Origin of the sequence: Actinomyces ruminis (assembly GCF_002154335.2) — a bacterium.
GTDB lineage: Bacteria > Actinomycetota > Actinomycetes > Actinomycetales > Actinomycetaceae > Actinomyces > Actinomyces ruminis.
The window spans coordinates 61,530-69,278 of the sequence record NZ_MTPX02000046.1 but is presented as its reverse complement, the minus strand read 5'-3'; the positions used below and the strand labels follow the sequence as shown (position 1 = coordinate 69,278).

Sequence of the window (7,749 nt, the reverse complement as noted above, 5' to 3'; positions counted from 1 at the left end):
GTGGCGCCGGTGCGGGGCATGGCTGCGGTGCTGGTCGACGACGTGGTGACCACGGGGGCGACCCTAGGAGCCTGCGCCCGGGCGCTGACGGAGGCGGGGGCGGTGGTCGGCGGCGCCTGGTGGTGGCTGCCGCTCCCCCGCCGGCCCGCCGCCGCCCCGTAATAGTCCCCGGCGGTCCGGTTCTCCCGTTCGTCTCCGCCGAGACCGGCACCTGTAACACGCCGAGACCGGCACTCGTAGCACACCGAAACCGGCACCAATGACGTATCGAGATCGGCCGATCGGGCGCCCCCTACCGGGAACGGCGAGGTGGACATGAGGCCCCGGGAAATGGTGTAAGTTATGTGTCGTAACGCACACGGCAGCGCGGTGGCCAAGGATGGCCCCGCCCCGGCGGTCCGCCGGCAGCACAGGAGGAGGTGGCTGACCACTCCGAAGCTCGCCGCGAGGTGCGGCGGGTGCTTTCCCTAGCCCGATCCCCTCACAAGGATCACTTGGACTCAGAAAGAGGTTCCACCATGGACATCACCGTCGTCGGCCGCAACGCGGAGATCAGCTCCCGGCTGCGGGACTACGTCGAGGAGAAGGCCGCCAAGGTCGAGCAGTTCGACCCGCGTGTCCAACGTGTCGAGGTTGAGATCACGCACGAGCGCAACCCGCGGCAGGCGGACACCGCCGAGCGTGCGGAGATCACCGTCATCTCCAAGGGCCCGGTGATCCGGGCCGAGGCCAGCTCCTCCGACCGCTTCGCCGCCTTCGACATTGCCATGGGGAAGCTCACCGAGCGCCTGCGCCGGGCCCGGGACCGCAAGAAGAACCACCGCCGCCACATCGTGGAGGTACCCGAGCCGGCACCGCAGGCCGCCGTCGAGGAGCCCGTAGTCCCGGAGACGAACGACCTGCCCATCGAGGACTCACCCTCCGCGCCAACCGAGCCGGGCGTTGCCGTGGAGTCCCAGCTGGGCGACTCCCCCGTGGTCGTGCGCCAGAAGCTCCACGAGGCGGTGCCGATGACGGTGGACGAGGCGCTGTACCAGATGGAGCTGGTCGGCCACCCCTTCTACCTGTTCATTGAGAAGTCCACCATGCAGCCCTGCGCCGTCTACCACCGGCGCGGCTGGACCTATGGCGTCATCCGCCTGAACGCGCGCGTCACCACCGACGACTAACCCGCCAACGCCGGTTACGCCAACTCCGGCGATCGCCCCGCGTACGCCACCTCCGTACGCGGGGCGATCGCTATGTCGGCGAGGCGGCGGGACCGTGGGCGGGAGGAATCGTCTAGGGTGGACACGTGCCTCGGCCCTCCCATCTGCCCCCGGCGCGTATCCCCGCCTCCCCGCGCCGGCGCGATCGGCACGGGCGCGGACTGCGCGGGCCGCTGCTGCCGCCCAACCTGCCCGCCTGGCGCACCCGGGCCGAGCGCTTCGACGCCATGGTCATCGCCGCCGCCGACGACCTGGCCCGCCGCCACCCGGAGATCACCCAGATGCAGTTCGCGGTTGAGGAGGTGCCCCCTTCTGACCCGGCACCGTGGGAGAAAGGCGTCGTCCTCGGGCGCGGCTTCGCCGCCGAGCCGCGTGCCGGCCTGCCCGCACGCATCGTGCTGTACCGGCGTCCGATCACCTCCCGGGCCGCCGACGACGCCGAACTGGCCGAGCTTGTTCGCCGGGTGGTGGTGGAACAGGTGGCCCTCATGCTCGGGCGCCGTCCGGAGGAGATCGACCCGGACCTGTGAACCTGCCCGCGCCGCGGCTCCCACGCATGTAGGTCGGCCGGCGGTAGCCTGCGGGCGTGAGAAGAGTCCGACACTGCCGCAGACCGGGGTGCGAGAACCCGGCGGTCGCCACCTTGACCAGCGTGTATGCCGACTCCACGATCGTGCTCGGCCCGCTGGCCACCGAGGCCCAGCCCGAGGCCTACGACCTGTGTGAGAGGCACGTCGAATCTTTCACCGCGCCGCGCGGCTGGCAGGTAATCCGACTCGCCACCGACTTCCAGCCGGCCCCGCCGTCGGAGGACGACCTGACCGCCCTGGCCGACGCCGTCCGCGAGGCTCCCGTACACCGCAGCCTCGGCCCCAGCCCGCCGAGCACGCCGGCCGGCCCGCCGGGATTCTGCCCACCTCCCTGACCGAGCCGCTGCCCGACCACCTGACCGGTCTGGGCGACGGGGAGATCGCCCGCCGCGGCCATCTGCGCGTGCTGCGCGGGGAGAAGACGGACGACTGACCCCTGCGGTGCTCACGGTCAATGCCGCGGCGAGGCTGCGGGCACCGCCACCTCATGCGGCAGGGCTTGCAGGGCGGCGCGTGCCTGGTCCTCCAGGCGCCGATCCCGGATCTCCAGCATGAATTCGCGGTCGCGCCGGGCCGCCAGGATCGCCGCCAGGAACCGCTCCGGGTGGGTGTTGGGCGGAGGCGGTGGCGCCACATAGGGCTCGGCCTGCGCCGCCAGTTGCAGGGCCAGCCGAGCTCGGGCCTGCGGCTGCATGGAGGAGGCCCGCTGCAGGAAGGTGCGCGCCGCCAGGGCCAGGTGCCCGGGCAGGGCGCGCAGGTCGGCGCCCGCGGCCCAGTCGGCCAGCTCCGGCGGCATCAGGATCGGGGGGGCGTCGGCGGCGCCGTTGCGGTCGCGCACCGCGTAGGTGCCCGCCAACAGGTCGCCCAGGCGCTTTCCCCGCCGCGTCACCACACAGGCAGCCACCGCGGGAATGCCCGCCAGCATCCAGATTTCTACGACCCCCACCAGCGCCCGCACCAGGCAGTGGCGCAGCCGCACCGCGCCGCCGTCGTCGCGCACAATCCGGGAGCCGGTCACCATGCGGCCGGCCGAACGCCCTCGGGTGAGCACCTCCACGGTCAGCGGTGCCACCACCATCCACCCGAAGAACGCCAGGGCCACCAGTGCCGACGCCAGCGCCTCGGAGACATTGGGAAAGATCCTGCCGCCGGCCGTGGCCGCCGTGACCAATGTGATCAGCATGCCCGCGCCGTACAGGGCGTAGTCGATGATCCCGGACAGGATGCGGGAGCCGGGAGAGGCCGGCAGCACCTCCAGAGCGATGGCCTCCCCGGTCACCATCAACTCCGGCGTCATCATTCGCTCGGATGAGGCGGCATCCCCACTCACCATGACACACTCCCCTCGTGGACATTGACGCCTATGTTGCCGCGCACCGCGATCAGTGGGACCGCCTGGACCAGCTCACATCCCGCCGCCGCCTGACCGGCGCCGAGGCGGACGAATTGGTGACCCTGTACCGGGCCGCCGCCGGCCACTTCTCGCGCATCCGCACCGGTGCTCCCGACCCGGCGCTGCTGGCGCAGCTGTCCACCCGCATCGCGGCGGCGCGGGGCCGCATCACCGGCACCCGTGAGGCCCGGGCCAGCGAGCTGCGCCGCTTCTGGGAAACAAGCGTTCCGGCGGCCCTGTATCGGCTGCGCTGGTGGACGCTGGCGGTGACGGTGGCGGAGGTGGCCATCGCCGTGATCGTGGGCGTGTGGACGCTGCGCACCCCAGAGGCCATGAGCGCCCTGGGGACCCAGAGCGAACTGGACACCTACGCCCAGAACTCCTTCGAGGCCTACTACTCCAACTACGCCGCCGGAGAGTTCGCCGGGTACGTGTGGACGAACAACGCCCGCGTCGCGGCACTGTGCGTGGCCAGCGGCATCACCGGACTGCTGCCCGCCTACGTGCTGTTCGCGAACGCCATGAGCATCGGGCAGGCGGGCGCCATCATGGCCGATCACGGCATGCTGGGCCAGTTCTTCGCCCTGATCACCCCGCACGGCTTGTTGGAGCTCACCTGTGTATTCGTGGCCGGGGCCGCCGGCCTGAAGCTGTTCTGGACCATGCTCGACCCCGGTGGCAGGTCGCGGGGGGCGGCGCTGGCCGCCGAAGGCCGGGCGCTGATCACCGTGGCGGTCGGTCTGACCGCAGGGCTGGCGATGGCCGGATTCATTGAGGCCTTCGTGACCCCGGCGTCGCTGCCCTGGGCCCTGAAGTGTCTGGTCGGCCTGTTGGCCCTGGCAGTGTTCTGGGCCTACATACTGTTGCTGGGGCGCCGCGCGGTGCTCGCCGGACACACCGGCGACCTGGATGCCGACGCAGCCGGCGCCGTCCAGCCGGAGGTCGGCTGAGTTCGCCGTGGCCTGAGCCCGCTTGATAACAGCCATTACAGCCTCCCCGCGGCCTTAAGGGCCAGGTAGGCGTCCGCCAGGGCGGGGGCCAGCCCGCTCGGCGGGGCCTCGACCACCTCCACGCCGGCGCGGTGCAGTCGCCCGCGCAGTGCATCCAGCTCCACCAGGTCGCGCTCGGCTGCGGCCGCCGTGTAGACGGTCTCGGCGTCGTCGCGCCGGGCGCGCAGGCGCTCCAGGCCCGGGTCGTGGCCGAGGCCACCACCACCGTGTGTTTGCGCGCCATGATCGTCAGCGCCCGTAGCATGGCCGCGTTCGTGCCCGCCCCGTCCAGTCCGGTCAGCACCACCACGAAGGCGTGCTGAGCCAGGGATGCCTCCACCATCCCGGCCACCGCCGTCCAATCCGTCTCCACCAGTGCGGCATCCAGCGGCGCGAAGGCGTCCGCCAGGGCCCCCAGTAGGGCGGGCCCGGACACGCCCCGCACCTGTGCCCGGGTCTCCACATCGACGGCGACGGCATCCACCCGGTCGCCGCCCGGGACGCCAGCGCCGCGATTAGCAGCGTCGCCTCAATCTGGGCGTCCAGCCGCGGGGCGTCGTCGAGTCTCGCCGCCGCCATCCGGCCGGTGTCAATCACGAGCAGCACCCGTCGGTCTCGTTCGGGCCGCCAGGTGCGTACCACCACTTCCGCGCGGCGGGCCGTGGAACGCCAGTCGATGGAACGCACATCGTCGCCGATTACGTACTCGCGCAGGGAGTCGAACTCGGTGCCGGCCCCGTGCACCATGACGGCGCTGCGCCCGTCCATCTCCCGCAGCCGCGCCAGTCGACTGGGCAGGTGACGGCGGGAGGAGAAGCGGGGCAGCACACGCAGCCTGGCCGGCGCCGACAGCGAAGCCTGCCTGCCCGCCAGCCCCAGCGGACCGCGCACCCGCACCGTGACCAGGTCGGCGGTGCGGTCGCCGCGGCGGGTGGGCGTCAGGCAGGTGCGTACACGCCGCCGCTGTCCGGCAGGAATCGTCAGTGTCTGCCGTTGCTCGGAGGCGCCCGCCGACGGCGGCCAGGCATCGCGCACCCGCAATGGCATCGTCCGGCGGGTGGTGTTGGTCAGGGTCAGAGTGTCTGTGGTGGTCTCCCCCAGGCGCACGGACCGGGCCACCGCTCGGGCGGCGCGCAGGCCTCGCGGCGACGGGGCCGCCACCACGTCCGCGGCCACCAGCAGTGCCACCAGCGCCGTCCATGCCAGCACGGTGCCCGGGCGGGGCACCAGCAGCACCAGCACGGCGCCGACGGCCAGCAGCCAGACGGTGCGCATGGTCAAGTACACGCGGCCTCCTCTCGGTGGTGGGTTGACGGAGTTGGGCCGGGCTGGCTAGCGGGGCACGGGCACCGAGCGCAGAGCGCCGTTGATGACGGACTCGGTGGACACTCCCTCCAGCTCCGCCTCGGCCCGCAGCTGGACGCGGTGGCGCAGGGTCGGCAGGGCCAGCGCCTTGACGTCGTCGGGGGTGACGAAACCGCGGCCCGACAGCCAGGCCCACGCCTTCGCGGTCGCCAGCAGCGCCGTCGCCCCGCGAGGGGACACGCCCAGCGACACCGAAGGGGAGGTGCGGGTGGCTCGCACCAGGTCCACGATGTAGGCCAGCACCTCCGGGGAGGCATCCACCGTACGCACCTGTTCGCGGGCGGCCGCCAGGTCGGCGGGGGTGGCGACGGCATGTACGCCGGCCGCCGGCAGGTCGCGGGGATTGAAGCCGGTGGAGTGGCGGGTGAGTACCTCGATCTCCTCGCCGCGTTCGGGCAGCGGCAGGATGAGTTTGAGTAGGAAGCGGTCCAGCTGTGCTTCCGGCAGCGGTAGGTGCCCTCGTACTCGACGGGGTTCTGGGTGGCCACCACCATGAATGGGTCCGGTAGGGCGCGCGGGGTGCCGTCCACGGACACCTGATGCTCCTCCATGGCCTCCAGCAGGGCGGCCTGCGTCTTGGGCGGGGTGCGGTTGATCTCGTCGGCCAGGAGCAGGTTGGTGAACACCGGTCCCTGCCGGAAGGAGAACTCGGCGGTGCGCGCGTCGTAGATCAGCGAGCCGGTAACGTCCCCGGGCATCAGGTCGGGGGTGAACTGCAGTCGCTTGGTGTCCACGTCCAGGGCGGCAGCCAGCGTACGCACCAGCAGCGTCTTGGCGACTCCGGGCACGCCCTCCAACAGCACATGCCCGCCGGCGAGCATGGCGATCACCAGGCCGGTGATCGCCGGGTCCTGGCCGACCACCGCCTTTGCGACCTCCGTGCGCACGGCCACCAGTCGGGCACGCGGGTCGCTGCCATAGCCGGAGGCGCCGTCGGGCGGGAATGCGGCAGCGGGCACCTCCTGCCGGCTCTCCGGACGGGCCGGGTCATCCTGCGAGTTGGGGGCAGTGGTCATCGTGAGTAGACCTCGCTCTCGAGTTGTTCCAGACGCACGGCCAGATCCGCCAGGGCCTGGTCGTCCGCGGGGGTGGGCCCATACAGGGCCTGGTCTATTTCGGCGGCGGGTCGACCGCAGGCGCGCGCGGCCGCCTGCAGCAGTTCGCCGCGGGGAGCCGCCGAGGACAGTCCCAGGGACCGGCCGAGTCGCAGAGCCGTGCCCGCACGCAGCGCCTGGGCGGCGCGCTCACGGTCCCCGGCGCGGCGGTACAGGCGACCGCGACCAATGGCCGTTTCGGTGGCCTGCACCAGCACCGGCAGGTCCTCGGGCACGAGCCGGCCGAAGCGGCGCCCGCGCACAAACGCCAGCGCCACCACCACCACGGCGCCGAGGAACACCATTACCGGCAGCCACGGCGGCAACGCCGGGCTGTCCCACACACTGGTTACGGCGCCCGCCCTAGAGGCGTCGAACCAGACCAGCTTCTGGTTGTGTCCCAGGGCGCGGATGGCCAGCGCGGCGTTGCCTGCGGTGGTGAGCTTGGAATTGGTGACGATGCGCGGATCAGCGATCACCCGCAGCGTGCCGCCCCCGTTCAGGGGAGCGGTGGCGTACGCGTAGGCGTCCTCGTCTGCCTCGTCCACCGGGAAGCAGCCGACCGCGCCGTCGACGTCGTTCAGCGCGATGGAGCCGGCGGAACCCTCCAGAGAGCGGGCGGCGACGGCGTCCGGGTCCGTGCACTCCGGCTGCAGCGAGCCGGCGGCGCTGGTGCCGGTGGGAAGCATGTCGCTCAGCTCACCGAAGTCCTGGTACAGGGTCCCCAGAACCACCACGTCCTGCCCCACCCGGGCCAGCTGTTCACGGTCGAAATAACTCATGTCACCCACGTTCAGCACCACGACGGTGGCGCCGTCAGCGGCGGCAGTTATCGCCGCGTCAGCCGAGTTCACGTTGGTGACGTCTATGCCCTCGGCGCGCAGCAACTGGGCCAGCGCCTGGGCACCGTCGTCGTGGGGGTTGTCGATGGCGTAGGGGACCTTGGACGTCTGAGGGGTGGCCCACAAGGTGGCCAGGGCGACGAGCAGTGCCAGGGCGCCCGCGGCCAGGAGGGGACGCCAGCGGCGCAGCCGCTCACCGGGACGCGGCCCGACGACCTGGTCGCCGAAGTCGGCGGCGCTCGCGGCGTCGTCGTGGGGCGTCGTCGTG

Annotated in this window: 5 protein-coding genes and 3 pseudogenes; 4 read left to right on the top strand and 4 right to left on the bottom strand. The window is 72.0% G+C overall.

All coding sequences use genetic code 11. The features are described from left to right. Positions 1-518 precede the first annotated feature (518 nt). The 3 genes and pseudogenes from hpf (at position 519) to BW737_RS09775 (ending at position 2,231) form a co-directional block, all read left to right on the top strand. A complete protein-coding gene (gene hpf, locus BW737_RS09785) occupies positions 519-1,169 on the top strand; it encodes a ribosome hibernation-promoting factor, HPF/YfiA family (RefSeq protein WP_086615260.1) in 651 nt (216 codons plus the stop codon). A gap of 125 nt (positions 1,170-1,294) precedes the next feature. Beyond that, entirely contained in the window at positions 1,295-1,738 is a 444-nt protein-coding gene (locus BW737_RS09780) for a metallopeptidase family protein (protein WP_257210698.1), read from the top strand. A gap of 56 nt (positions 1,739-1,794) precedes the next feature. Then, positions 1,795-2,231, top strand: a pseudogene (locus BW737_RS09775) (DUF3499 domain-containing protein). Positions 2,232-2,249: 18 nt separating this feature from the next. Here the strand turns inward: BW737_RS09775 and BW737_RS09770 are convergent. Beyond that, on the bottom strand, positions 2,250-3,131 hold the full coding sequence (locus BW737_RS09770) for an RDD family protein (RefSeq protein ID WP_086615259.1): 882 nt from the start codon (positions 3,129-3,131) through the stop codon (positions 2,250-2,252). 14 nt (positions 3,132-3,145) lie between these two features. On the opposite strand from BW737_RS09770, the gene BW737_RS09765 reads away from it, so the two are divergent. Next, positions 3,146-4,141, top strand: coding sequence for a stage II sporulation protein M (locus tag BW737_RS09765; protein WP_086615258.1), 996 nt, complete (start codon positions 3,146-3,148; stop codon positions 4,139-4,141). 35 nt (positions 4,142-4,176) lie between these two features. On the opposite strand, the pseudogene BW737_RS09760 reads toward BW737_RS09765, so the two are convergent. The 3 genes and pseudogenes from BW737_RS09760 to BW737_RS09750 all read right to left on the bottom strand — a co-directional run bounded on the left by BW737_RS09760 (position 4,177) and on the right by BW737_RS09750 (position 7,607). Further along, positions 4,177-5,467 (bottom strand): annotated as a pseudogene (locus BW737_RS09760) (DUF58 domain-containing protein). A 45-nt stretch (positions 5,468-5,512) separates the two neighbouring features. Further along, positions 5,513-6,561, bottom strand: a pseudogene (locus BW737_RS09755) (AAA family ATPase). Next, on the bottom strand, positions 6,558-7,607 hold the full coding sequence (locus BW737_RS09750; protein ID WP_180272179.1) for a DUF4350 domain-containing protein: 1,050 nt from the start codon (positions 7,605-7,607) through the stop codon (positions 6,558-6,560). The pseudogene BW737_RS09755 and the gene BW737_RS09750 overlap by 4 nt, the downstream one beginning before the upstream one ends. Between the last annotated feature and the right edge of the window lie 142 nt (positions 7,608-7,749).

Bases quoted from the DNA above. Each gene is read 5' to 3' on its own strand.
- hpf (WP_086615260.1), top strand. From the start codon at position 519: ATGGACATCACCGTCGTCGGCCGCAACGCGGAGATCAGCTCCCGGCTG.
- BW737_RS09770 (WP_086615259.1), bottom strand. From the start codon at position 3,131: ATGGTGAGTGGGGATGCCGCCTCATCCGAGCGAATGATGACGCCGGAG.